The 23,916-nt window shown below is 67.6% G+C and carries 18 protein-coding genes; 2 read left to right on the forward strand and 16 right to left on the reverse strand.

Annotated elements, in window-relative coordinates; genetic code table 11:
• The 7 genes from MJ797_RS06795 to MJ797_RS06825 form a co-directional block, all read right to left on the reverse strand.
• On the reverse strand, positions 1-8,049 hold an 8,049-nt coding region (locus MJ797_RS06795), incomplete at its 3' end, for a DNRLRE domain-containing protein (protein WP_239332906.1).
• A 535-nt stretch (positions 8,050-8,584) separates the two neighbouring features.
• Positions 8,585-9,247 carry an endonuclease NucS gene (nucS, locus tag MJ797_RS06800; protein ID WP_239332908.1) on the reverse strand — a complete coding sequence of 221 codons (663 nt, stop codon included), beginning with the start codon at positions 9,245-9,247 and terminating at the stop codon, positions 8,585-8,587.
• 240 nt (positions 9,248-9,487) lie between these two features.
• Complete coding sequence (locus tag MJ797_RS06805; RefSeq protein ID WP_239332910.1) at positions 9,488-10,060, reverse strand: HD domain-containing protein; 573 nt, start codon at positions 10,058-10,060, stop codon at positions 9,488-9,490.
• A 68-nt stretch (positions 10,061-10,128) separates the two neighbouring features.
• Positions 10,129-12,144: a protein meaA gene (locus MJ797_RS06810; RefSeq protein WP_239332912.1), complete on the reverse strand. Its 2,016-nt coding sequence runs from the start codon at positions 12,142-12,144 to the stop codon at positions 10,129-10,131.
• Between the two features lie 55 nt (positions 12,145-12,199).
• Positions 12,200-12,820, reverse strand: a complete 621-nt coding sequence (locus MJ797_RS06815) for a hypothetical protein (protein WP_239332914.1) — start codon at positions 12,818-12,820, stop codon at positions 12,200-12,202.
• Positions 12,821-12,940: 120 nt separating this feature from the next.
• Positions 12,941-13,285, reverse strand: coding sequence for an STAS domain-containing protein (locus tag MJ797_RS06820; RefSeq protein ID WP_239332916.1), 345 nt, complete (start codon positions 13,283-13,285; stop codon positions 12,941-12,943).
• A complete protein-coding gene (locus MJ797_RS06825; RefSeq protein ID WP_239332918.1) occupies positions 13,285-13,599 on the reverse strand; it encodes a hypothetical protein in 315 nt (104 codons plus the stop codon). The genes MJ797_RS06820 and MJ797_RS06825 overlap by 1 nt, the downstream gene beginning before the upstream one ends.
• A gap of 82 nt (positions 13,600-13,681) precedes the next feature.
• On the opposite strand from MJ797_RS06825, the gene MJ797_RS06830 reads away from it, so the two are divergent.
• Complete coding sequence (locus MJ797_RS06830) at positions 13,682-14,065, forward strand: hypothetical protein (protein WP_239332920.1); 384 nt, start codon at positions 13,682-13,684, stop codon at positions 14,063-14,065.
• A gap of 269 nt (positions 14,066-14,334) precedes the next feature.
• On the opposite strand, the gene murA is transcribed toward MJ797_RS06830, so the two are convergent.
• Positions 14,335-15,621: a UDP-N-acetylglucosamine 1-carboxyvinyltransferase gene (murA, locus tag MJ797_RS06835; RefSeq protein WP_239332922.1), complete on the reverse strand. Its 1,287-nt coding sequence runs from the start codon at positions 15,619-15,621 to the stop codon at positions 14,335-14,337.
• Between the two features lie 162 nt (positions 15,622-15,783).
• Here murA and MJ797_RS06840 point away from each other — a divergent pair, with 162 nt between their 5' ends.
• On the forward strand, positions 15,784-16,356 hold the full coding sequence (locus MJ797_RS06840; RefSeq protein WP_239332924.1) for a cob(I)yrinic acid a,c-diamide adenosyltransferase: 573 nt from the start codon (positions 15,784-15,786) through the stop codon (positions 16,354-16,356).
• Between the two features lie 69 nt (positions 16,357-16,425).
• Here MJ797_RS06840 and MJ797_RS06845 read toward each other — a convergent pair whose 3' ends face one another.
• The 8 genes from MJ797_RS06845 to atpB all read right to left on the reverse strand — a co-directional run bounded on the left by MJ797_RS06845 (position 16,426) and on the right by atpB (position 23,787).
• The gene (locus MJ797_RS06845; RefSeq protein WP_239332926.1) at positions 16,426-16,692 is read right to left on the reverse strand and encodes a F0F1 ATP synthase subunit epsilon; all 267 of its coding nucleotides are present in this window, start codon (positions 16,690-16,692) and stop codon (positions 16,426-16,428) included.
• A gap of 214 nt (positions 16,693-16,906) precedes the next feature.
• Positions 16,907-18,346, reverse strand: a complete 1,440-nt coding sequence (gene atpD / locus MJ797_RS06850) for a F0F1 ATP synthase subunit beta (protein WP_239332928.1) — start codon at positions 18,344-18,346, stop codon at positions 16,907-16,909.
• A gap of 154 nt (positions 18,347-18,500) precedes the next feature.
• On the reverse strand, positions 18,501-19,403 hold the full coding sequence (locus tag MJ797_RS06855; protein ID WP_239332930.1) for a F0F1 ATP synthase subunit gamma: 903 nt from the start codon (positions 19,401-19,403) through the stop codon (positions 18,501-18,503).
• Positions 19,404-19,407: 4 nt separating this feature from the next.
• Positions 19,408-21,060, reverse strand: coding sequence for a F0F1 ATP synthase subunit alpha (atpA, locus tag MJ797_RS06860; RefSeq protein WP_239332932.1), 1,653 nt, complete (start codon positions 21,058-21,060; stop codon positions 19,408-19,410).
• 74 nt (positions 21,061-21,134) lie between these two features.
• Positions 21,135-21,980 carry a F0F1 ATP synthase subunit delta gene (locus MJ797_RS06865; RefSeq protein WP_239332934.1) on the reverse strand — a complete coding sequence of 282 codons (846 nt, stop codon included), beginning with the start codon at positions 21,978-21,980 and terminating at the stop codon, positions 21,135-21,137.
• 3 nt (positions 21,981-21,983) lie between these two features.
• Entirely contained in the window at positions 21,984-22,568 is a 585-nt protein-coding gene (locus MJ797_RS06870) for a F0F1 ATP synthase subunit B (RefSeq protein WP_239332936.1), read from the reverse strand.
• Positions 22,569-22,584: 16 nt separating this feature from the next.
• Complete coding sequence (locus MJ797_RS06875; protein WP_239311513.1) at positions 22,585-22,833, reverse strand: F0F1 ATP synthase subunit C; 249 nt, start codon at positions 22,831-22,833, stop codon at positions 22,585-22,587.
• 66 nt (positions 22,834-22,899) lie between these two features.
• Positions 22,900-23,787, reverse strand: coding sequence for a F0F1 ATP synthase subunit A (gene atpB, locus MJ797_RS06880; protein ID WP_239311511.1), 888 nt, complete (start codon positions 23,785-23,787; stop codon positions 22,900-22,902).
• Between the last annotated feature and the right edge of the window lie 129 nt (positions 23,788-23,916).

The raw sequence follows: 23,916 nt of genomic DNA on the forward strand, positions 1-23,916 counted from the left end.
ACCAACCCGCACATTCGCACTGCCCGCGGTCGTCGCCACCCCGAACGGATCGAACACCTTCTGATCCGTCAACCCCGCCCCGTTCGTGGTGAACGCGCCCACCACATCCCCATGGGGATCGGCCAGCGGCACCCACGCCCCACCCGGCGTCCCCAACCCGATCAGATCCCCGTCCGGGTCCCGGGCATACGTCGACGTCCCATCGGCGACCGGTTCTTTTTCCACCCCGGCATAGCCCAGGGTGGTGCCGTTGCGGACCGCGAGCCGATCCAACCCGTCATAGCCGTAACTCGTCGTCCCCGACGTACTGTCGGAGACCAGCCGGTCGAACCCGTCGAAGCCCGTGGTCGCCATCGTCCCGCCGGCGGTCCGGGTCGCCCGGGTCCCCCGCGCCGTATAGGTGAACGTCGTCGTCCCATCGGTGAGCAGCTGGTTCCGCTCATCGAAGCTCGCCGCCGTACCGTTCACCGACGTGCGGTTCCCCGCCCCATCCCAGCCGTACGTCGTCGTCGCCCCACCAGTGTTCGTCCACGACACCAGCCGATCCGCCCGGTCATAGGCGTAGCTCTGACTCCCCGACCCCGCCAGCGCCGCCGGACTCAACGTTTCAGCCAGCCGATTGTCGTTGCCGTCATAGCTGTACGTCGCCGCCCGCAACGTCCCGCCCGGCCCGGTCAGGGTGTCCGAGGTGGTCCGACCCAGCTGGTCATAACCGAACGACCGGACCGCCCCACCACTGGCGTAGGTCACCGAGGTCAGCTGACGGGCATCGTCATAGCCCAATGTCCGGGTCCCACCCGTGACCGCACCCGACGTCGAGATCAGATCATCCCGGGCGTTGTACCCGAACGACGACGTCCCCGCCCCGTCGGTCCGCGAGCTCATCCGGCCACTCGCGTCATAACCGAACGACGACGACCCGGCCGGGCCGGTGCTCCCGATCGGCAGATCCCGATCGTTATACGTCAACGACTGCGTGCCCGACGGATGGTTCACCGACGTGACCCGGCCAATCAGGTCATACCCCAGGGTCCGCGACGCCGATGCCGCCCCACCCCCCGAGCCGGACTCCGCGGTCAACCGGCCCAACGCGTCGAAGGTGCGCGCCCGGGTCACCCCACCCGGCTCAACCAGGCTGACCGGCAGCCCACCGGCGTCATACGACGTCTGCCAGGTCCGATCCGCCGCCGCCGGATACGCGGTGGTCGACGGCTCGATCGTCGTCTCGACCAGGCCCAGACTGTTGAACGTCGTCACCGTCGCATGACTGTTACCGTCGGTCAGCCGGGTCCGGTGCCCAGCCGCGTCATACCCCACGCTCGTGGTGATCGACGCCGAGGCGGTGACCGGCTCGGTCAGCGTTCGCAGCTGATCCAGCGGATCGTAGCTCCGGGTGGTCGTCCACCCGTTCGCGTCCGTGGACGACGTTGGGTTCCCCGCCGCGTCATAACCGATGCTCGCCGTGCGTAGCTGGCTGTTCGACGCCGAGAACTGCGCGGTAGTGACCCGCCGACCGGCCCGGTCGTAGGTGTACCGGGTCGACCGGCCCAACGGATCCGTCACCGACGCCAACCGACCCGCCAGATCGTAGGTCCGGCTGGTGAGCTTCCCGAGCTCGTCGCGTTCGCTGATCAGCCCACCCGTGGCGTCGTACACACCGGTCCACGCCGCCTGCGACCCGACGTTCGCCGGCTTGATCACCCGGGTGACGTTCCCCGCATCATCATGATCGGTATAGGTGGTGAACGTGCCCTGCGGCGAGCGCTCCGTCGCCGTGGCCGCCCACACCCGGTTCAAATCGTCATACGCCAGGAACGTCCAGGCCCCGACCGCGTTCACCGCCGACGTCACGTTCCCCGCATCGTCATAACCCAGCCGGCTCACCCCGGCGGACGCGCCAGTGACCTGCGGTTCGGTGACCGCCACCGGCCGGTTCCGCCGGTCGTACACCGTCGACGTGGTCTTCCCCCGGGTGTTCACATGGGTCAGGACGTTGCCGTTGTGGTCATACGTCCAGGACTCGACCGGGGTGAGCACGCTCCCGCCCGGCGGGGTGTAGGCCGGGTAGCTCGTCTGGGTGACCCGGCCCAGCCGGTCCACGATGCGGGTCGTGACCAGCCCGCGGGTATCCCGACGGTGGGTAGCCTCCCCGAACGTGTTGTACCCGACGTCGGACGTGGGACGGCCGCTGGTGGCGGTCGCGCCGTTCTCCTCCACCAACACCGGCGGCGCCTTGCTCTGGGTGACCCGGCCGGCCGCGTCCACGCTGCTGTTCGTCAGATACGCCGGGTCCGGCGACCCTCCCGCGACGTACCCCCGCGGATCCGCGGTCCCGGTGACAAACCCCCGCTGATCCCGCAGCGTCGTCGACACGAACGTCGCCGAGCCGTCCCCGAACACCGCCCGCGACGTCACCCGGGACGCGTTGTCATACCCGATATCGACCCGCCCGGTCGTGCTCGTCCCCGCCGCACCCGACACCGCCGAGGTGACATCATCGTTCGCGTCATAGGCCAGGTCGGTGGTGCGGGCCAGCCCCGCCGGATCCACCGTCGACCGCGTCGTCCGCCCGGCCGCATCCACCACCGTGGTCACCGTCAACCGGCCACCACCGGTCGTCACCCCGACCGGATTACCCGCCCCGTCATAACTGCGATCGGCCAGCACAATGTCACGGGCAGCTGGACTCGACAGCACCCCGTTCACGGTGTCCGGCGGCCGGTAGCCCACCAGAATGTCCTGCCGCGGCAGATCATCCAACCAGTAGGTGTGCTGGACCGTCCGGCCCAGCGCATCGGTCACACTCGCCAACCGGCCCGCCGGGTCGTAGGCCCGGGACTCGGTCACCACGTCCCGCGGCGTCGACCCCGCCACCGGATCATCCACAAAACTCTTCACCGTGGTCGTCGCCAGCAGGTTCTTGGCCGTGTACGTGAACGCGGTGACCGTGCCCTGCGGATCCGTGACCGTCGCGGCGTTCCCGTTGTCGTCATACGCCGTGGCCGTGGTCGCGGCCTCCGCCGCCCCCGCAGCCGCGGTCGTCGACGTCACCCGGTCGTCGTTGTCATAGGCGTACGTCGTCGTCCGCGCCGCATCCCCACCGGTCGTATCCGACACCACCGTCTGGGTGCGGTTCTCGTTCAGGTCGTAGGTGTTCGCCGTGACCCGGGTGTGGGTCACCCCGGACACCGGGTTCACCGCCCCGGGCTCGGTCACCTGCGAAACCCGCGACAGCTTGTCGTAGGCGGTGGTCGTGGTCAGCCCCGCCGGGAAACTGTCGGAGGTCTCCTTCGCCGTGACCCGCCGACCCAGCTCGTCATAGCTGTAGTCGTGGACCAGCCCGACCGGATCGACGTCCCCGCGCAGATCCCCCTTGCTGTCGTAGGAGAAGGCCGTGACCTTCCCCCGCGGATCCGTCGTGGACAGCAGCACATCGCGCGGGACGGTGCCACCACCGGTCGCCGATTCCGTGCCCGCCGCATACGACCAGGTCGTGGTCCGCCCGGACGGGAAATCCGACGTGGCCGGCACGGTCTTCGCGACCAGATCCCCCAGCACGCTGTAGGCGAACGTCGTCGCGTAGGTGCTGTCGGTCGCGGACGCCGACCGGCCGTCCCGGGAGACCGTCATCAGATCGTTGCGGGGATCTCCCGGCGCCCCCAGAAAATAGCTGTAATAGTCGCTGTTCGCCTGCTGGGTACCGCCTGTGACCGCCCGGACCGTCGTGCGGGCCAGAATGTTCCCCCGGGTATCGGTCTGCAGCATCAGCAGGTTGTCGTTCTCATCGGTCACCTGCGCCAGGAAACCCCGGTCGTTATACACGAACCGGCGGTTCCCCATCCCGTCCCGATGCGAAATCAGCTGACCGTTCGCGTACTCCCAGTCCTCGGCGTGCCCCCGCGGGTCCGTCACCCGCACAATCACCGTCGGACTGCTACTGATCACCGTGAACGTGGTGCGCTTGGCCAGCCCCTCCTCGCGCCAGGCCACCGTCCCGTCCAGGTTGTACCCGATCGTCTCCGCGATGTTCCCCCGCGGCAGGATCGTCTGCCCCAACAACCCGTTGAACGCATAGGCGTACGTCGTCGGGGTCGACGACCGCGGCGAGACAACCGACGTGAGGCTGGCGCCGGTGTAGCCGTACGACCAGACCAGCGGCCCGCCATAGGCGCCGACCGTGTTCGTCGCCACCTGACTGACATGACCACCCGACCAGGTGAACGCCAACGACCGGTTCGTCGTCACGTTCAACGCCGAGGTCAGCCGGCTGGTCGCGTCGTAGGACAGCGTCAGCGCCCGGCCGGCCACATCCGTGACCCGGCTCAGCCGGCCATCGGAACGGAACGCCGACGCCGTACCGGTCTTGTCGATCAACAGGGTGGCGGCGGTGAGCACCACGTCGTCCACCCGGCCCGACCCGGTGCCCTCGGTGTACGGACCCGCCCGGGTCCCGAACAGCACCGCCGGATCGGTCACCGACATGATCTGTGTGCCGTTCCGCAACACGATGATCGATGGCCCGTTCGTCACCACCGTCAACGTGTCCGACGTCGTGCAACAGGAGCTCGACGCATTGGCGACCGTCGTGTCAACCCCACCGACACGCTTGATCAGCCGCCATTTGCTCGCCGACGGCACCGCCACCAACCGCCAGAAGTTGCCACTGTCCGCGACCCGGAACGCCAGCCCCATGTTCGCCTGGGTGACCGGTTCGGTGAAACTGAACGACCCGTCTGCCGCCGCCGGCGTCACCAGCAGATTCGCGCTCCCCGCCGCCGACGCCAGATAGGCACGGTTGGCGTCGATGCCCCAGGTACCGGCCAGTGCGGTCCAGATCGCCCCGTTATCGGTACTCCCCGCCGACGTCGACGAGTTGGCCCGGGTGAACGAATCCCGCTGCTGATCATCGAGGATGGCGAACCCACCGACCCGCCCCGCACCCGTGGTCAGCGCGTACAACCCGGCTTTCGTCGCCGTCTGGAACACACTGTCGCTCACGGTCGCGACCACCCGGTCGTTGCGCGACACCGCGATCGACGACCCGGCCGTCGTCACCGCGAACACATCCGACGCCGCGCAACACGCATTCGACGCGGCCGCCACCACCGTGGTCACTCCGCCGACCCGTTTCGCCACCACCAGCTGGTTCGCCGATGGCTTCGCGTACACCATCCACAGGTTGTCCGCGTCCTGGACGCGGAACGCGACCCCAAGATCGTCCTGTGCCACCGGCAGCGTGAACCGCACCGTGCCGTCCGCCCCCGCCGGCAGCACCGCCACGCTCCGCCCGGCACCGGCCGACACCAGATAGGCGTCGTTCCCGGCGACCCCCCAGGTACCGGCCAGCGTCTGCCAGCCCTCCCCCGTGTCCGCCGTCCCCAACGACGCGTTCGAGTCCGCCCCGGTGAACGACGCCACCCGCGGCGACGGCGCCTGCACCAACGAGTAATAGCCAGGCGACGGCACAAACGAGCCGTCCGGGTTACGGCCGAACCGCGACACCCGCCCATCCGCATACCGGACCGCGAGATTCCCCTCCCCGGCCAGATCCGGCGCGATCGCCATGTCGTACTGGCTCGACCAGCCCACCCCGAACAGGCCGTCGGCTGGGTTCCGGTCGTTGTACGTCCGGGTCACCCCGAGCGCCGGGCCCACCCCCGCCACCGACGCGTCCGTCGTCGACGTCGTGTAGTTCCCCACCACCGGCGTCACACTCGCCACCGTCGGCGCATACGGATCCGCACCCAGGTGACCCTCGGGACCCGACAGCGGAACCTTCGTCACCAGCCGGCTCGGCGGCATCGCCGCGCTCGGCAACGAATAGTCACCCACCCAGCCCCGCCAGTAATACGACTGGTCCCAGGCCAGGACACCCTTCGGCGGGCTCCACGTATTCGCCGTGATCCACCCCGACGACCAGCAGCTCCCCGAATTCGCATCCGACCCGGTACACAACTGGAAGCTGTAATTCACCCCCGACCCCGGATAGTTATCCGGGTCATTACCCGTCAGCGTCAACGTCGGCGTCAGCGAGTACACCGCCGCACCATTCATCGGCGACGCCGCCGTCAGCACCGGCGGATTGTTCACCACATCCAACGGCTGCAGAGCATAGTTCACACCCTGCTCGGAAAAATAGGTCACCCCGTAATTCAGCATGTCCCACCGCAGCGAATAACTCCCCAACGGCAACGGATTGATCGTCGCCAGCACCGTGGCGGTCTGCCCTGGATTCACCGTCACCGGCAGCTGCGTGCCATACCCGTCATACTGCACCACAGTCGTGTTCGACGCGTCATACACATGATAGGCCAGCATATAGTTGCTGTTCGCCGGCCACGGATCCCGCCCGGTATTCGTCACATTGACCTGGATCTTGCCCTGCTGCGTCGGTGACAACATCTGCGTCCACGCCGGCCCACCCGGCGGATACGCATACGTCGCACCGTAGGGCGTCCAGGTAATCGCCATCTGCGGCCGGTTCGCCGCCGTCGCCGTATTATTCGACAGGAACTTCTTCCACGCGTAGTTATCCGTCGAACTGGCCCGCACCGACGTACCCGTGTTCGTCTTCCGCCCATGCGTCCAGTCATCCACCAACGCGGTCAGCCGCGGATCACTGAAGGAACCCCAGTTCGCCGGGCACGACGACGAATACCCGTAGGCGAAACTGCTCTGCGCGACCTCCGGGCCGACCGCGGCACCCGGCCACAGCATCGTCGTGCCATCCCACGACTGGTTCACCTCATACAGGCTCACCGGCCGCGCCGTACACGACCACGACCAGCTGTTCAGCAACGACACAGTCACGCCCAGGACGTTGGCCTGGTTCACCGCGGCCGTGCCCTGCCAGTTGATATACCCGTAATTGACGTCCCCGCCACCGTTGTACGTCCCGACATGAATGTCGTCCAACGTGTTGTAATGCGAATTCGGATACGCCGACGACACATAGGTGTCGTCCGCCCACGCCTGCAACACCTCCACCGACGGATCGACCGTGACCGGGAACACCCGCGCCGGGTCCGACAGCCACCCGGCATCCAGATCCACCTGCAACGCCGGCTGGCCATTCGAGGCGGTCACCAGGGTGTAGACGACACCCTCCGAATACGCCCCACTGCCCACATGCGGGTCGACCGCCGAATCTTCCATCGACCCGCGAGGAATCACCGCCTTCACCGTGCCCGAGGCGTCGACCAGCGAGATCTGCTGGGACTTCCCGTCCAGCGTCGCGGTCAGGCCGTGCAGCCCCAACGGAAACGTCCAACGGGCCGGGGCGTCCACCGCGCGCAGGACCAGCGTCTCCTTCAAACCCGACAGCGTTCCCGTGATGCGCACATCCGACGACCGCCGCACGTCGGCATAGGACGCCGTCGCCCCCTCAACCGTGGCCGCGGACTGCCCCGCGCCAGCGATCCCGAACGACAGCGACGCGTCGCCGCCGACCTGCACCGTCGCCAGCCGAGGGTCGTCCGCGGTGTCCGCGATGTCGGCGGCGTGTTCGACCGCGGCCACCCGGTGGCGCCCTGCGCCCGCCGCCACCAGGGTCGTGTCGATGTCGACCAGCTTGCCGCCAGCGTCGGTGAACCGCTTCGGCACCGAATAGACCTGTGTCGTGTGAGTACCGTCGGGATTGACGTACTCATCGCTCCACACCGTCCGCCGCCCGGGCACCTCGACCTGCCCCGGCTGCGGTCCACGCGCCACCGACGGAACCGACGGAGTCACCGGCCCTGGCCGCGGCTCCCCCAGCACCGCACCACCCGTCACCGGCCCCGGCTTCGCGAACTCCACCGGACGCGCTGGCTCCGCCACCGTGGCCGGCACCGCCCCCGCCACCGCCGGGACCACGGCACGGGCCTTGTCCGCCGCCGGTGCCTTCCCCGACTGGGACTGCGCCGTGGGCACCTGCGTGTCACGGCCCGCCGCACTGCCGTTCGAGCTCTGCGGCAACGCCACCGTCCGGAACGGATTCACCAACGGCGCCGGCCCGCCCGTACCGCCCCCGGCTATCCGCAGCATCACCAGCCCGGTCAGCACCAGCACCGGTACCAACCCGAATGAGATAGCCGCCAACACCCGCCGAGACACCCGGCGAGAGAGCGTCCGGAGACGAGCGGCAGAAAGCCGGCCACGCATGAATAAACTCCAAAGATCTGACGGCAAAAACCTACATGAGCCCACGCCAACGGACAGCACCGGACAACAGCGCGGCCCGACAAGAAAACCCGGAGTGACCCGCACGCCCAGATGAACGCGCGGCAAACAGCACGAACAGAACGACCAGCACACCGCAGACAGCTCACCGCGGGTATGTCGAGTTTTTTGGCGGTGAGATCAGGGCATGTTCCGCGAAAGCCGGCTGTCCGGCTCCCTGGTCGAACGACGGCTCCCGGAACACTCCTAGCGGACAGCCAGGCCGCTACCCGGACGCAAGATTAGTATTTATGCCTGGTACAGGTGGATTCACGTCGCGCAGCATTGCACACGAACCATCGCGGAGTCGAGCTGTTCAACGGCGGCCGTAACAATAGTTCGTTCGTTGTTCTTGGCGGGTGTCGCTATCGACTGCGTTGGAAAATCAGAACAGGGTCGGGATCGCGGGTGCCAGGCCGCGCAGGGCGTCGTAATCGACGGTGACGCAGCCCAGACCACGGTCCGCGGCCAGCAGTCTCGCCTGCGGAGTAATCGCCTGCGCGACCAGGATCCCCCGCACCGGATGCGGCAGGAACGGATCGTCCGCCAGCCGGGCGAGATAACGGGTCAGCTGCTCGACGCCGTCGATCTCACCCTTGCGCTTCACCTCGACGGCGACACTCGCGCCGTCGGTGTCGCGGCAGAGCAGGTCGACGGGGCCGATGCCGGTCTCGTACTCCCGGCGCACCAGGGTGAGGCCGGCGCGAATCGCGTCCGGGCGCTCGGCGAGTAGCACCTGCAGGTGTGCCTCCACGCCGTCCTTCCGCAGGCCCGGGTCCACGCCGAGATCATGGGAGGAGTCGTGCATGATCTCCTCAAGGGTGATCACGAGCCGTTCGTCCGCACGGTTGGTCACCCGCCAGACACCGTCCGCCTCAGCGATCACGCAAGGCGGGCTCATCCAGTTCAGTGGTTTGTAGGCCCGCCCGTCCGCGTGGATGGACACCGACCCGTCGGCCTTCACCAGCAGCAGGCGAACAGCGCTGGGCAGGTGTGCGGTCAGCCGGCCCACATAGTCGACGCTGCACCTGGCAATCACAAGACGCACGCCCAGAACGCTACCGTCCCCGGCCCCGGTGGCTACACCCGCTTAGAGCGACCGGCAATAGGGACGCGGCGTCGCGGGGCTGGGGCACGCACCTCGCTGTGTTGTCGTCGGTCACCACCCAACACCAGGGTGGCTCCCTCCGCCGCCTTGCGATGCACGCACCCCAGCCCCACTCCTTGATCCACGCCCCTATTGCCGGGCGCTCTTACCTGTCCACGGTGCGTCCCTGCCCCATCCGTCCTATCCCATCCGTACCCAGTCCGCCTTGCGCCCGGCAACAAGATCATCGAGTAGCCGGACACGGTCAGCGTAACGTCGCGTGTAGCGGTCCGCCTGATCCCGCGGCAGCCTCGCCAGCCGCGCCGGGTTGCTGTTGTCGGCCATGTCCGCGCGTTTCACCACGACCGCCAGGTCGTTGCCGGCTACCCGGGTGAGATAGTCAGGCACCGACTCCCCGTCGCGATGGGTCAGCGCGTCGACCGCGGCGACGACCTCGGGCGGATAACCGAGGGAGGCGAGGTCCGCCAGGGTGACGTCGGTGTCCTCGACGACGTCGTGCAGCACCGCGGCCAACCGGGCGTGGTAGGGGTCGACAGCGGCCCGCTCCGCGGCGGCACCGACAGCGTCCATCACCCGCAGCGGGTGGCCGATGTAGTCATCGCCGATCTTGTCGAGCTGGCCGGCATGCGCGCGGGTGGCCAACGCGACGGCGTCCCGCAGGGAAACGGGGGGCGCGGCCGGCCCGGTGCCGTCCTGGGCCCGTCCGGCGCCCCGCGCCGGCGCGCGTTGGGGATGGGTGCCTTCGTCAGCCATCACCCTCCGGACGCTACGCGGCCCCGGGCGGCCCCGCACCACCATGTCCGGGTCCCGGGGAGGCCAGCTCAGGCCAGGCCATTCGCGGCGCGGACGACGTCCACGACCCCACCCATGATTTCGGTGAGACCGTAGTCCTTCGGTGTATAGACCGCGGCCACGCCGAGCGCCCTGAGGCGCTCGGCGTCCGCGGGCGGGATGATGCCGCCGACGATGACGGGTACGTCACCGATCCCGGCTGCCCGCATCCCGTCAAGGACCTGGGGCACCAGCTCCAGATGGGAGCCGGACAGCACCGACAAGCCCACGACGTGCACGTCCTCCTCCACCGCGGCGGCGACGATCTGCGCCGGTGTCAGCCGGATGCCCTGGTAGACGACTTCGAAGCCAGCGTCGCGGGCGCGTACGGCGATCTGCTCGGCACCGTTGGAATGCCCGTCCAGGCCTGGCTTGCCGACGAGGAACTTCAGTCTGCGGCCCAGTTCCCGCCCGGTCTCGGCGACCCTGTCCCGCACGCCGGCAAGCTCGGCGCCGCCAGCGTGTACCGCGGCGCCGGACACACCTGTCGGAGCCCGGTACTCACCGAAGGTGTCACGCAGGGTACTGGTCCACTCCCCCGTGGTGACTCCGGCACGGGCGCAGACCAGCGTTGCGGCCATCAGGTTCGTGTCGGTCTTCGCCGCGTCCCGCAGGCCCCGCAGGGCATCGTCCACGGCACGCGCGTCGCGATCGGCCCGCCAGGTCGCGATGTCGGCACGGGCAGCCTCCGCCACCGCCGGGTCCACTGTCTGGACCGCCGCCGTCAGGTCGGCGAGCAACGGATTCGGCTCGGTGGCGGTGAAGCTGTTCACACCGACCACCACGTCCTCGCCGGACTCGATGCGCATCCGCCGGTTCGCCTGCGAAGCGACGAGCTGGGACTTCATATAGCCGCTCTCGACCGCGGCCACCGCGCCGCCCATCGCCTGTACCTTGTCGATCTCCTTCTGCGCGGCTTCGACCAGCTCGGCCACCCGCCGCTCGACGACAACCGAACCCTCGAAGAGATCGTCGTACTCCAACAGGTCGGTCTCGTGCGCAAGGATCTGCTGGATACGCAGCGACCACTGCTGGTCCCAGGGCCGGGGCAGGCCGAGGGCCTCGTTCCAGGCCGGTAGTTGCAGAGCCCGGCAGCGGGCGTCCTTCGACAGCGTCACGCCAAGGGCCTCCAGCACGATCCGGATAACGTTGTTCTCCGGCTGCGCCTCGGTCAGGCCCAGGGAGTTGACCTGGACGCCGTAGCGGAACCGCCGGTGACCGGGGTCGGTGACCCCGTAGCGGGTCCGCAGCAACGTGTCCCACAGTTCGACGAACGCCCGCATCTTGCACATTTCCTCAACGAAGCGGACGCCGGCATTGACGAAGAACGACATCCGGGCGCAGACCTCGCCGGTGCGTTCGGCCGGCACCTGCCCGGAGGCGACCACGGCGTCGAGCACGGCGATGGCCGTGCACATCGAGTAGGCGATCTCCTGAACGGGGGTGGCCCCGGCCTCCTGCAGGTGATAACTGCAGACATTGATCGGATTCCATTTGGGGATCTCGGTCACCGCGTAGGCGATCATATCGGTGATCAGCCGTAGCGACGGCGCCGGCGGGAACACGTACGTCCCGCGCGAGAGGTACTCCTTGATGATGTCATTCTGGGTCGTGCCGGTGAGTTTCGCCGGGTCCGCGCCCTGTTCCTCAGCGACGACCTGGTAGAGGGCGAGCAGCCACATGGCTGTCGCGTTAATCGTCATCGAGGTGTTCATCTGGCCCAGCGGGATGTCCTGGAACAGCGCGCGCATGTCGCCGACATGCGCGATCGGCACACCCACCTTGCCGACCTCGCCGCGGGCGAGCTCGTGATCGGGGTCATAACCGGTCTGGGTCGGCAGGTCGAACGCGACCGACAGGCCCGTCTGCCCCTTGGCCAGGTTCCGGCGGTAAAGCGCGTTGGTTTCCGCCGGATTGGAGTGACCGGCATAGGTCCGAATGATCCACGGTCGGTCCCGCCGCGGACTGGCCTGCTCGGACTGCTCTCGCCGCACCGTGTTGGCCATCGCCATACCCTCCCGGAGGCTCATCCGATGGCCGGAAGCCTACCGGGAGGTAACGTCACGCGCCCGAACAGAGACCTGGACGCCCCCGCCAGGCCGTGAAAAGAACGGGCGGCAACCTGTCACAGGCGCCCGGCCCCTCCACGAGCTGCATCCAGGGGCCGCTTCCGGTCCGCTTCCACACGTGCGGGTTGGGCGGCGCCGAGGCTACGCCGGCCACCTGCGCCAGGCCGACGGCCCAGTACTCGTCGAAAGTGCTGTCGCGGCCTTCCAGCGCACCGTAGAAGAGCTTTCCCGGCGGGATGACGACGTCCGCGGTCGTGACGTTCCCGGCGCCATTCTCGCGCAGGTCATACGCAAGACTCGCGCTGAAGGCACGGCGATCCTGCTCCCGTACCCGCATCTGGTGGGCTGTCCCCGGCAGGCGGCTGCCCTCCCAGGTGGGCGGGTCCAACGCCGGCTGCAGCTCGGACGGTGGCGCGGCGGTCGCCGGGGTGGCCAGCGGGACAGTCCTGGCACGAGGCGCGGTCACCAGACCGATAACCACGCCCAGCACGATCGCCACCGCGAACGCGCCGACGATGAGCCCTGTACGGCGCTGGTCAACGGGCTGGGCATCACCTCGCCGGTATACCGGACCGCCTGTTGGACCCAACCGCTGCGCATCGACGTCGAGCATTTCCCTCCCCGGCCACAGCCATCATCCCACGACCGAACGCAACCTCATGGAACTGGGGACCACAGTGAACCAGCGGGCTGTCCTGGCGCCGACCACTAAGTGGCCGGCGGGCTGGCCGCATCAGGCGTGCCCCACGTGCGGCAGGTCGGCGTCCTCGGCCCGCAGGATGCGCCCGAGGCGGTTGGCCGCCAGCAGCTTTCCCAGCGCCATGGGAACCTCGACCAGGAGCATCGACCGCCCGGACCGGCGCGCCCGCAGCGCCCCGCCGAGCAGGACGCCGAGACCCGCATGGTCGGCCAGCTCCAGGCCGGACACGTTCACCCGCAACTGCCCGGTTCCGCTGTCGATCGCGGCATGCAGCCGCAGCCGCAGATCACCGACGGTGCGTACATCGACCCGGCCAGCCAGCCGCACGGTCTGGATCTCCATACGTCCCTCGTCGAGAAGCATCGCGTTCTCACTCATCAGGCCTCCCGTCCCCCCTGGCTCATGCCCTGACCGATCGGGCATCCCCGGCGGCCAGGAGTTGTCGGACACAGCCGGAACGCGCTGTTGATTCCTTCCGATGCCCTGTCGAGAACCGCTGCCACAGCGGCCCCCGGCGACAGGGCCAGTATCCATAGTCGCAGAGTGGCGATACGGATGCGCAGGTGTGCGATCCACTCGGGCGCCCTGGTGAACAGGACGGAAAAGACTGCGCACAGGACTATGTACAGGACGGAAACACCGGCCGAGGCAATCATGACCACGCGGCGGCCCAGAACTGCGACGCGGGCCACGCATGAACGCCTGCGCGGAGCCGGCCGCGCTGAGACGATGAGATCCGTCCAGCCCGCCGGCTCGGACAGCAGGGAGGTGACGGTGCCACTGAACAGCCTGCACTACACGATCGGCCCAGCCATCGCCGTCGCCGCCACCGCCGTGCTTGTGGCGGTGTGCCGATGGGTATTCGCACCGAAGCGGACGCGTGGCAATAAATACATCGCAAAAAGTTACGGCGACTTCGGAATGCTGGTACCCGTGGCAACGCTCCGTACGTCAACCGAAGCAGCCCGGCTGCGCCAGCTCCTCCGTCAACACGGGATACGGTCTACGTCAGGCGCGGCGCCGCCTGGCCCGATTCAGGTGAACGCCGACGGCAACATCCGCCGCCACTACGTCTCCGGTTGGCACGTCATGGTGTTCCCTGAGGACTCCATGCGGGCACGTGCCGTGGTTGCGGGCACTGACCGCGACTGGGCCTGAGAGCGACCCGGCACCAGGGGACACGGCGTCGCGGGGCTGGGGCACGCACCTCGCGCTGTTGTCGCCGGTCACCACCCAGCATCAGGATGGCTCGCCCCGCCGCCGTCCGGGCCACTTTTAGAGCGCCCGAGGATAGGGCGTTCTTAGATCATCGCCCACATCGACCAACATCCATCGGGCACCCCCTGACGGCTGCCCGGCGGCTGCCCGAGAGTGCCGGCCCAGCCCGGCCTCCGGCCGATGATGTCCCGGAGCGTCATGGCTACCGATCAACCAGTACGCCACGCCGTGTCCGCGGCCGGTTCCCGCAGGATATCCGCGCCCAGCGCCCGCAGCTGCTCGACGAAGTCGCTGTAACCGCGGTCAATATGGTGAACCTCGCTGACGCTTGTCATTCCGTCAGCCATCAGACCAGCCAGCACCAGCCCGGCCCCGGCTCGGACGTCCGAAGCCACCACATGCGTGCCGACCAGGCGGTCGGCACGGCGGACAATGACGTGGTGGCCGTCGGTGCGTAGCTCCGCGCCGAGCTTCAGCAGCTCCCGGCAGAACACGAAACGGCTTTCGAAAACATTCTCGGTGATGAGGGAGACCCCTTCGCTGACCGCCTCCAGCGCGATGGTCTGCGGTAGAAGATCCGTCGGGAACCCCGGATACGGCAGGGTGACCACGTCGATCGACCGTGGCGGCCGGTCCGCGACGACGCGGAAGCCGTCAGGGCGGACGTCCACGGCGGCACCCGCCGCGGACAGCTTGTCGAGCACGATATCGAGATGATCGGCGCGCCCGCCCCGGACAAGTACGTCCCCGCCCGTCATCAGCGCGCCGATGGCGAAGGTCCCGGCCACGATCCGATCCGCGACCGTGCTGTGTGTGGTCGGGCGGAGCCCGTCGACACCGTCGATCACCAACGTGGACGTGCCCGCGCCGTCGATCTCCGCGCCCATCGCCGTCAGCATCGCGCAGAGATCGGTGATCTCGGGCTCGCGGGCAGCATTATCGATCACGGTCGTGCCCTTGGCCAGCACACCGGCCATCAGCAGGTTCTCGGTGGCGCCAACGCTCGGGAAGTCCAGCCAGATGGACGCTCCCTGCAGCCGGCCGGCCGACCGGGCCATCAGGATGCCCGCTTCGACATCAATCATGGCCCCGAGCTTGGTCAGACCGTTGACATGCATGTCGAGGGCGCGGGTACCGATCGCGTCCCCACCGGGGAGCGCGACTCGCGCCTCACCGCAGCGGGCGACCAACGGGCCCAGCACGACGACGGATGCCCGGATGCGGCGGACGAGGTCGCTGTCAGCCGCCGCACCGGGCCGGGCTGGCACGTCGATCGACAGCAGGCCGTCGCGGTGGTCCCGATCGACAGTCGCCCCGAGCGCCCGCAGCACGTCAGCCATGACCGTGACATCGAGGATGTCAGGCACGGCACGAAGAGTCGTCCGGCCATGGGCCAGCAGGCTCGCGGCCATCAGTTTGAGCACGGAGTTCTTCGCTCCGGGGACATCAACCTCGCCGACAAGCCGAGACCCGCCCCTGACCACGAAGCGTTCCACGGGAGTCGATGCTATGGCCTCGGCAGCCGCCCGTCAGCGCGGACCGGCCGGTAGGGCAAGGCCCATCCGGCACGCAGGGCCGACGGCCGGCCGGCGCCCAACCACGCACCGGTGGACACGGCAGCGAACCGGTGGAGACGGCAACGGCATAGTGTGACCGGCATGGCCATCCACCTGACCCGGATCTACACCCGCACCGGAGACGACGGGACCACCGCGCTCGGTGACATGTCCCGGGTCCGCAAGACCGACCCGCGGCTGTCAGCCTATGCCGACGTCGACGAGGCCAACGCCGCCATCGGCATGGCGCTGGCCTTCGGCGGGCTCTCCGAGGAGATCCAGACGCTGCTCGCCCGGGTGCAGAACGACCTGTTCGACGTCGGCGCGGATCTGTGCACGCCGGTCGTGGAAAAACCGGGCTTCCCGCCGCTACGGGTCACCGCCGCGTATGTGGAGCAGCTTGAGAAGGCCTGCGACCGGTTCAACGAGAACCTCCCGAAGCTGGACTCGTTCATCCTGCCCGGAGGTACGGCCGGTGCCGCTCTGTTGCACGTGGCACGGACAGTCACCCGCCGCGCGGAACGGTCCGTCTGGGCGCTGCTGGAATCCGACCCGGAGCATACCGGCGTGCTGCCCGCCCGTTACCTCAACCGGCTGTCCGACCTGCTGTTCATCCTCGCCCGGGTCGCCAATCCCGGCGGGGACGTGCGGTGGGAACCGGGCGCCAACCGCTGACGGCGCCCCGGCCGAAACGCGGCGCGACGATGACTTTTCGCGCCGCCGGTCATCCCTGCGCCAGCGGGATCAGCCCGTGCCCACCAGGAGCGCGTGTTCGGCGAGGATACTGACACCCTGTTTGGTCACGGAGAGGAATCCGCCGTCGACCTCCACGGTCAGTGTGCTGTCGCCGGTCTTGACCCGCACCTGCCCGCCCTCGACAAGCACCCCGAGCAGCGGGACGTGCCCGGCGAGCACACCGAGCTCACCTTCCGTGGTCCGTGCGACGACCATGTCAGCCTCGCCTGACCATACTTCCTTCTCCGGCGAGACGATCGCCACCCGCATCGGCATCGCGCTGCCGTCCTTCCCGCTGTCGTCGGCCCTCGACCCCGCGGATCACGGAGGCCGTGCAGTTGGTGAATCCGGTCGTTCATCGGGAACACGACCGGCCCGGCTCCGACCGCTATCGGGGAAACCGGCAAGGCCGAAGACCGCGCGATCATGATTTTCACGCGCGGCCAGCGGCCCGGAAGCCCTAGGTACCAGAAGCCCTAGGTACCAGGTACTAGAGCTCCTTCGCCTTCTTCTCCGCGTCCTCGATCCCACCACACATGAAGAACGCCTGTTCCGGGAGGTGGTCGTAGTCGCCTTCGGTCAGCTTCTTGAAGGACTTGATCGTATCTTCGAGCGGGACGAACTTGCCCGGGATGCCGGTGAACTGCTCGGCGACAAAGAAGGGCTGCGACAGGAACCGCTGAATACGCCGCGCCCGGTTGACGAGGATCTTGTCCTCTTCGGAAAGCTCGTCGATACCGAGGATGGCGATGATGTCCTGTAGATCCTTGTAACGCTGCAGGATGCGCTGCACCTCACGCGCCACGTCGTAGTGATCCTGCCCCAGATAACGGGCGTCAAGAATGCGTGAGCTCGAGTCGAGCGGGTCAACCGCTGGATAGATCCCCAGGTCGGAAATGGCCCGGGAAAGCACCGTGGTCGCGTCGAGGTGAGTGAACGTGGTGTGCGGGGCCGGGTCGGTGATGTCGTCCGCGGGTACGTAGATCGCCTGGAGCGAAGTGATCGAGTGGCCGCGCGTGGAGGTGATCCGCTCTTGCAGGACGCCCATCTCGTCGGCCAGGGTGGGCTGATAGCCCACCGCGCTCGGCATGCGTCCGAGCAGGGTCGAGACCTCGGCACCGGCCTGGGTGAAACGGAAAATGTTGTCGATGAACAGCAGCACGTCCTGCTTCTGGACGTCCCGGAAGTACTCCGCCATGGTCAGCGCGGCGAGCGCGATCCGCAGCCGGGTGCCCGGGGGCTCGTCCATCTGCCCGAAGACCAGCGCGGTGTCCTTGATGACGCCGGCTTCGGTCATCTCCAGGAACAGGTCGTTGCCCTCCCGGGTGCGCTCGCCGACCCCGGCGAACACCGACACGCCCTCGAACTGCGTGGCGACGCGGTTGATCATTTCCTGGATGACAACCGTCTTGCCGACGCCGGCACCGCCGAACAGACCGATCTTCCCACCACGCACGTAGGGCGCCAGCAGGTCGATGACCTTGATGCCGGTCGTGAACATCTCTGTCTTCGACTCAAGCTGGTCGAACGGGGGCGCCGACGCGTGGATCGATCTGCGTACGTCGGTAGCGATGCTTTCGACGTCAAGTGGCTCGCCGAGCACATTGAACAGGTGCCCCTTGGTGGCGTTGCCAACAGGAACCGTGATCGGTGAGCCGGTGTCCTGAACCGGCGCTCCACGCACCAGACCGTCGGTCTGCTGCATGGAGATCGCCCGAACGGTGTTGTCACCGATGTGCTGCGCGACCTCGAGCGTCAGCGTTGCGGTCTGCCCGTCGATGGTGCGCTCGACGCGCAGCGCACGGTAGATCTCGGGGATCTCGTCGGGCGCGAACTCCACATCGACGACCGGGCCGATAACACGGGCGACCCGGCCGATCCCAGGGGCCTTGCCCTCCACCGCGGCGGGCGAGGTAGTGGTGACGGTCATGGCGTCCTCTGCTTCATCAAGGTGCCCTCCGCGACTGACGGCTCCGTCAGGAGGCCAGCGACTTCAAGCGGTTCATCTGCATGTCATACCCCGAAGTCACCGACGGCTCTCCCCGCGGCCGGTGACTTCGAGCATTCTTCGGTGTAACGGTCGTCTAGGAAACCTGGGCGAGGGCGTTGGCCCCGCCGACGATTTCCGATATTTCCTGAGTGATGGCGTCCTGACGAGCGGCGTTCGCCCGGCGGGTGTAGGTCTTAATCAGCTCACCGGCGTTGTCAGTCGCGGATTTCATCGCTCGCTGGCGGGCCGCCGACTCGGACGCCGCGGACTCCAGCAGTGCCGCGTGCAACCGGCTCTCGACGTAGCGAGGGAGCAGTGCGTCGAGCACGCCCTCCGCGGACGGTTCGAACTCGTACTGGGGAAGCGGGCCGCCAGGCGGGGGCTCGGCGGTCGCCTCCAGCACAAGCGGCAGAATGCGGTGCGCAACCGGTCGCTGGGCCAGGGTGTTGACGTACTCGGTGTAGACGACATGGATCTCGTCCACCCGGTCGGTCTTCTCCCCCGATGGGTCCAGGAAGCGCGCGATCAACGCATCGGCCACTTCCTTGGCGTTGTCGTAGCCCGGCTGTTCGGAGAAACCGATGAACTCGCCGGCCAGCTCCCGGCCACGGAAACGGTAGTACGTGACGGCCTTGCGCCCGACCGCGTACAGGACCGGCTCCTTGCCCTCCGAGCGCAGCAGCTCCAGCAGCTCACCCGTCCGGCGCAGCACGTTGGCGTTGTAACCGCCGGCAAGGCCGCGGTCACTGGTGACCACGAGAACCGCGGCTCGCCGCGGATCTGTGTGTTCGGTCGTCAGCGGGTGACGAATCGTGGTCTGCGACGCCACCGCGGAGATCACTCGGGTGATCTCGTCCGCGTACGGCCGGGAAGCGGCGACCCTCGCCTTGGCCTTCACGATCCTGGATGCGGCAATGAGTTCCATCGCGCGGGTAATCTTCTTGGTCGACTGAATCGAGCGGATGCGGCGCCGGTACTCACGGAGCTGGCCGGCCACGTCCTCAGTCCTCGTCCTTCGGCTTCGCCTGATGGATCTTGATCGCTTCCCGCTCCACCTCGGACGGGTCCAGGCTCTCCGGCAGTGGCTCGTTGACCAGCGGCAGACCGCCCGACAGCGTGAACTCGGCCTTGAACTTCGCGACCAGCTGCTCGAGCGCGCTGACGGTGTCGTCGTCCAGCTTGCCCGTGCCCTGGATGGTCCTGTAGACCCCCGGCTGGATCCGCTCGATGAAGTCGAGGAACTCACGCTCGAAGCGGCGGATGTCCGCGACCGGCACATCGTCGAGCTGCCCGGAGGTACCCGCCCAGATCGATACGACCTGCCGCTCGACCGGGAAGGGCTCGTACTGCGGCTGCTTGAGCAGTTCGACCATGCGCGCACCCCGCTCAAGCTGTGCCCGCGAGGCCTTGTCGAGATCCGAGCCGAACGCGGAGAACGCCTCCAGCTCGCGGTACTGCGCGAGGTCGAGGCGCAGCCGCCCCGCGACCGCCTTCATCGCCTTGATCTGGGCGCTCCCGCCCACGCGGGAGACCGAGGTACCGACGTTGATCGCCGGACGGACGCCCTGGTTGAACAGGTCGGTCTCGAGGAAGATCTGCCCGTCGGTGATGGAGATGACGTTCGTCGGAATGTAGGCGGAGATGTCGTTGCCCTTGGTCTCGATGATCGGCAAACCGGTCAGGGAGCCGGCACCGAGCTCGTCCGACAGCTTCGCGCATCGCTCCAGCAGCCTGGAGTGCAAGTAGAAGACGTCGCCGGGATAAGCCTCACGGCCCGGCGGGCGGCGCAGCAACAGCGAGATCGCCCGGTATGCCTCAGCCTGCTTCGACAGGTCATCAAAAACGATCAGTCCGTGCTGGCCGTTGTACATCCAGTGCTGACCGATTGCCGACCCCGTATAGGGCGCGAGGTACTTCAGACCGGCTGGCTCGTCAGCGGGCGCCGCCACGATGGTCGTGTAGGCCAGCGCGCCGGTCTCCTCCAGCGTGTTGAGGACGGCCCGGATGGTCGACTTCTTCTGTCCGACCGCCACATACACGCACTTGACCTGGAGCTTCGGATCCCCCGTCGCCCAGTTCTCCCGCTGGTTGATGATCGCGTCCAGCGCGACGGCGCTCTTGCCGGTCTGCCGGTCACCAATGATCAGCTGACGCTGGCCACGGCCGATGGCGGTCATCGCGTCCACCGCCTTGATACCGGTCTGGAGCGGCTCCTTGACCGGCTGGCGCTGGACGACCGTGGGCGCCTGCAGCTCCAGCGCTCGGCTCTCGGTGGAGACGATCTCGCCGAGCCCGTCGATCGGGCGGCCCAGCGGATCGACCACCCGGCCGAGGAAACCGTCTCCGACCGGGACGGAGAGGATCTGACCGGTGCGACGGACCTCCTGGCCTTCCTCGATGTTTTCGGAGTCACCGAGGATGACGCAGCCGATCTCGGCAACGTCAAGGTTCAACGCCAGGCCCAGCACGCCGCCGTGGAACTCCAGCAGCTCGTTGGTCATGACGTGCGGCAGGCCCTCGACCCGCGCGATGCCGTCGCCCGCGACGACGACCCGGCCGACCTCCTCACGCTCCCCGACGGATGCCTGGTAGGAGTCGACGTAGTCCCGGAGGGCGGCGCGGATTTCCTCCGGTCGAATGGAGAGCTCAGTCATCGCTTCGGTCCTTCAATAAATGGTGAGGGCACGTCCCGCAGGTCATGCGCGGTCTGGGTGTCCACGAGAGCGCTCTATCGGTGCAGTCGCCGGCGCGCGTCGGTGAGGCGGCGGAGGACGCTGCCGTCGACCACCTCGCCACCCACCCGCACGACAACGCCGCCCAGAACGGCCGGATCGACGTCCACCTGGAGCTGGACATCGCGACCAAAATACCGGCTGATCGCTGTCCGCAACCGAAAAATCTGGTCCCCCGCGAGGGGGACAGCCGTGCGCACCAAAGCGACGAGCCGGTTCCGGCGGGCCGCCGCGATCACGGTCAGTTGCTCAAGACGGTGTTCGAGATCTCCATAGTGGCGCTCCGCAACCGCACGCTGGACGAGACGTGTCGTTACAGCCTTGGCCCTGCTGTCCAGCAACGTGGCCACGAGTTCCCGCTTCGCGGACCACGGGGCCGCCGGATCGCTGAGCGCCAACGACAGTTCGGGCGTCCGGTTGAGGATGCGGCCGAACCGGAACAGCTCGTCCTCCACATCGTCGAGCACGCCTTCGCGCTGTGCCTGGGCGAGCAGGACCTCGACCCCGAGCTCGGACACGGCACGCTGGAGATCGAGCGGCCGGGCCCACCGGCCGTTAGCCGCAACCTGCAGGATGTCAAGAGCCGCTGCCGAGACCTTGGCATCGAACAGGCGGGCCGCGAGGTCGGAGCGGGCTGATCCGGGGGTGCCCGGATCAGCCAGCGCCCGGCGGATCGCCGGCTCCCGGTTGAGAAGATCCCCCACAGCTTCGAGATCGTCCGCCAGACGGCCGAGATCGACCGGATAGTGGGACCGCATCCTGATGCCGGGTGGCGGAGGCATGGTCAACTCATCCAGACGAGCACGCGCCGAGTCCAGAGAACGTCGGCTGGATCCCTCCACGCGTCAGCCCCCCGGACCAGCCGGAGCTGGGACGGCCGGCTCGCCTGGGTGCTCCAGGCCGGCTATGAAGTCGTCGACAAGTTGACGCTGGCGGTCGTCGCGCTCCAGCTCATGGCCAACGATCTTCGTCGCGAGCTCGAGGGCGATGTCACCGACCTCACGCCGGAGCTGAGCGACGATCTGCGCCCGCTCCGCGGCGAGCTGTGCCTCGCCACGCGCCTTGATCTCGGCGACTTCCGCACCAGCCTGCGAACGCAGCTCCGCGAGGATCCGACCTCCCTGCTCACGGGCGTCATCACGGATACGGGCAGCCTCGGTCTGCGCGTCGGCGAGCTGCGCTCGGTAGGAGGTGAGAAGCTCCTGAGCCTCCCGCTGAGCATGCTGGGCACGGGCGAGATTGCCCTCGATAGCCTCGGTCCGCTCGGCATACGCTCGCTTGATCTGCGGATAGACCTTCCAGAAGAAGAAGGCCACGAGCAGGCCGAACGACAAAGTACCGATCAGCAGCTCGCCAAGCGGGGGGATGAGGACGTTCTCGTCCGAATGCCCGCTCTCCCCGGCGGCTTGCAACAGTGTTGTGGCAACCACGGTGTCTCCTCCCGGCTTAGGGGAAGACGAACGGGACGACGAAACCGATCAGAGCCAGTGCTTCCGCCAACGCGAAGCCAATGATCATATAGCGGAAGGCCACCTGCTCCGCTTCGGGCTGGCGGGCTATCGCCTGCACGCCCAAGCCGAAGATAAGGCCGATTCCAATACCCGGCCCGATGGCCGCCAAGCCGTAGGCCACCGCGCCAAGGGAGCCGCTCACCTGATCGGCAGCAGCAAGCACCAAGGAAGGGGTGTCTGCCATCTCATATTCCTTTTCCAGTCGGGCACCGGGACCTGCCACGGTGCTGATCGGGGTGTCCGAACCTTTTTATGCGTGCGCTCCGGCGGGCGCCCCGCTCACTGCGTGAGCATGGTCAGCCGCGGGAGAACTCTCATGTCCGCCACCGGATTCGATCGCGCCGGAGATGAAGGCGGCCGTGAGAATTGTGATGATGTACGCCTGCAAGCCGTCGATGACGAGTTCGAAGCCGGTCAGCACGATCGTCATGAGCAGCGAGGCGAGTCCGAAGACAAAGGGCGGCTTGGGCAGCAGGTACTCCGCGCCGAGCGAGAACACCAGCAGCAGGATGTGACCGGCGAACATGTTCGCGAACAACCGGACCGCCAGCGTGAACGGCCGCACGAGCAGGGTCGACATGACCTCGATCGGTCCAAGGAGAACCTTGACGAAGACGGGCGCGGTCGGAGCCGGATTGATCATGTGGCCGAAGTACGCCCGGGCACCGTTGGCCTTGATACCGGCGTGGTTGAAGAGCACGTACGTGACGGCGGAGAGAACGATCGGAATGGCGATTCGCGACGTCGGCGGGAACTGAGCGCCAGGGACAATCGCGAGCACATTACAGATGAGCACGAAGCTGAAGAGCACGAGGAGGTACGGGGTGTACTTCCGCCCGTTCTCCCCGATGACGTCCCGGGCGATCGACGTGTCGATGAAGTCATAGACCGACTCGCAGACGTTCTGCAGTCCGCGGGGCACGACCGTGGCCCGCCGGAAGGCGAGCCAGAAGAGGACACCGACGAAAAGCGCGGCGAAGATCCCCAGCGCAGTCGCCTTGTTCAGGTAAAAATGAACAGGTCCAAGATCGACATCGAACCAATGCGGCGGCTGGAACACCTCCTTGGTCGGGCCCTTGAAGCCCTCGTCAGCGAGGACCAGGGGTCCCGCGGGGACCGGCACGACGGACACCTCCATGATCAAAATATACTCTCACCAGCTGAGGAAGAGACGCAGCCGTACCGGCGGCGGTGTGGACTTACCCTATCTGGTTCAGGCGAGACAGCCCCTCCTGGCGCGGGTCGGCTCCCCCCGGGTAGGGCACCG

The sequence above is a fragment of the Protofrankia sp. CiP3 genome (genome assembly GCF_917627345.1).
Lineage (GTDB): Bacteria > Actinomycetota > Actinomycetes > Frankiales > Frankiaceae > Protofrankia.

Bases quoted from the DNA above. Each gene is read 5' to 3' on its own strand.
- MJ797_RS06805 (WP_239332910.1), bottom strand. From the start codon at position 10,060: ATGGCTGACGAAGGCACCCATCCCCAACGCGCGCCGGCGCGGGGCGCC.
- MJ797_RS06810 (WP_239332912.1), bottom strand. From the start codon at position 12,144: ATGGCCAACACGGTGCGGCGAGAGCAGTCCGAGCAGGCCAGTCCGCGG.
- MJ797_RS06815 (WP_239332914.1), bottom strand. From the start codon at position 12,820: ATGCTCGACGTCGATGCGCAGCGGTTGGGTCCAACAGGCGGTCCGGTA.
- MJ797_RS06820 (WP_239332916.1), bottom strand. From the start codon at position 13,285: ATGAGTGAGAACGCGATGCTTCTCGACGAGGGACGTATGGAGATCCAG.
- MJ797_RS06840 (WP_239332924.1), top strand. From the start codon at position 15,784: ATGGCCATCCACCTGACCCGGATCTACACCCGCACCGGAGACGACGGG.
- MJ797_RS06845 (WP_239332926.1), bottom strand. From the start codon at position 16,692: ATGCCGATGCGGGTGGCGATCGTCTCGCCGGAGAAGGAAGTATGGTCA.
- atpD (WP_239332928.1), bottom strand. From the start codon at position 18,346: ATGACCGTCACCACTACCTCGCCCGCCGCGGTGGAGGGCAAGGCCCCT.
- atpA (WP_239332932.1), bottom strand. From the start codon at position 21,060: ATGACTGAGCTCTCCATTCGACCGGAGGAAATCCGCGCCGCCCTCCGG.
- MJ797_RS06875 (WP_239311513.1), bottom strand. From the start codon at position 22,833: ATGGCAGACACCCCTTCCTTGGTGCTTGCTGCTGCCGATCAGGTGAGC.
- atpB (WP_239311511.1), bottom strand. From the start codon at position 23,787: ATGGAGGTGTCCGTCGTGCCGGTCCCCGCGGGACCCCTGGTCCTCGCT.